Genomic DNA, 1,682 nt, shown 5'->3' with positions numbered 1-1,682 from the left:
CCTGAATCCGTGAGACCGGCCCCCAGGAATGCTTCTAACCTACTGAACTGCATGGCAATATAGCGAATATCGCCATTCACCCAGATAGTGCCATGCCCAACGTCAAGTTCCGCGCCAGTCGCCGCACCCTCACCAGCCACGCCGGGCTGTCCATCATCGGGCAATGCTTCGAGATCGCTGGCGTCGACAGCATCGACAGCCGCTTCCCCACCACGCTGGGCATGCGCACCAGTGACGTGATCAAGAGCTACCTGGGCCTGCTGTGTCTGGGCATGAGCGACTATGACGCTGTCGAGAACTTCCGCCGCGACAAGCCCTTCCAACAACTGCTGACCCTGCAGAAGGTGCCGAGCGCGGCGACGCTGCGACAGCGGCTGGAGAAACTTGCCGCCAACGACCTGCAGGCGCGCACCGCCACCTGGTCCACGACCCTGCTGTCACTGATCGAAGCACCGATCACCGCCGAGACGACGCACGTCTGCCTGGACATCGACACCTTCGTCATGGACAACAGCAACTCGAAGAAGGAAGGCGTCTCGCGGACCTACCAGAAGGTCGATGGCTACACCCCGATCGCCGCCTATCTGGGCAACGAAGGGTGGTGCCTGGGTCTGGAACTGCGGCCTGGCAAGCAGCACACCATGAAGGAGAGCAACGCCTTCCTGGAGCGGGTACTGCCTCGCGCCCAAGGCCTGACCAAGCAACCGATCCTGTTACGCGAGGACAGCGGCTTCGACAGCCAGGCGCACCTGGCGCTTCTCGAACAGCAACGCCAGGTCTTTGCCGACGAGGGGCGCCGGCTCGACTATGTCGTCAAATGGAACCCGCGCGGCTCGGCCACGGCGGATCAGGATACCTGGTTGGCTGTGGCGGCGGACTACTGGGAAGAGCTGCGTCCTGGCAAGCGCCAGGCGCTGTGGCCGCAGACCGTCTCGATCCACGACGACAACAAGACCGAATACGTCGTCCAACGCGTGATGCGCCTGGTAGAGCGCACCGCCGATCGCGATGGCCAGTTGCTGCTCGAACCGGACTATGAGTTGGAAGGCTGGTGGACCAGCCTGGACGAGGCGCCGGAGGCGGTGATCAAACGCTACCAGGCGCATGCCACCCACGAGCAATTCCACAGTGAGATCAAGACCGATCTCGACCTGGAGCGGCTGCCGTCGGGCAAGTTCGCCACCAACGATCTGATCCTGCACCTCGCCCAGCTGGCCTACAACATCCTGCGGCTGATGGGGCAGCTGGGCATGACCGGCGAGCTGAGCCCGGTGCGCCATCCCGCCAAGCGGCGCCGGATCCGCACCGTGCTACAAGAACTGGTGCATCGTGCGGCGCTCGTGATTCACAAGGCGCGGCAGATCATCCTCGACTTCGGGCAGGACATCGGACGCATGACGGTGTTGAACACCTTGCGAAGCCGCCTGCGCTATCCCCGAGGCACGCCATGCTGATCGTCTGTCGGACAAAGGCACCACGCAGAGGGCTGACGGTCACCGGCAGCCAGCATCACCGTACCCGGCGGGTAGCAATGCATGAGCAAACGGGTCATCGTCGCCGGCCGATGCCGCTATGGTTGGCCATGGCAGAGATGCATTCGGCGGTTGAGACGGAATCGGAGGTCAAAAAATGCTCGCTGACGGCGATAGGGAAAGTGTCGACGCCGGCATCACGGATTCAGG

The 1,682-nt window shown here is 63.1% G+C and carries 2 protein-coding genes; both read left to right on the top strand.

Features of this window, described 5'->3' with window-relative positions; all coding sequences use genetic code 11:
* Positions 1-92 precede the first annotated feature (92 nt).
* Positions 93-1,454, top strand: coding sequence for an IS1380 family transposase (locus G7A98_RS16525; RefSeq protein ID WP_035409900.1), 1,362 nt, complete (start codon positions 93-95; stop codon positions 1,452-1,454).
* A partial coding sequence (locus G7A98_RS16640) for a hypothetical protein (RefSeq protein WP_205596304.1) occupies positions 1,448-1,682 on the top strand: 235 nt, incomplete at its 3' end. The genes G7A98_RS16525 and G7A98_RS16640, both read left to right, overlap by 7 nt.

Origin of the sequence: Modicisalibacter sp. 'Wilcox', assembly GCF_010993675.1 — a bacterium.
Classification (GTDB): Bacteria; Pseudomonadota; Gammaproteobacteria; order Pseudomonadales; family Halomonadaceae; genus Modicisalibacter; species Modicisalibacter tunisiensis.
The sequence above is the reverse complement of the archived record's forward strand: the minus strand, read 5'-3'. Positions and strand labels throughout refer to the sequence as shown.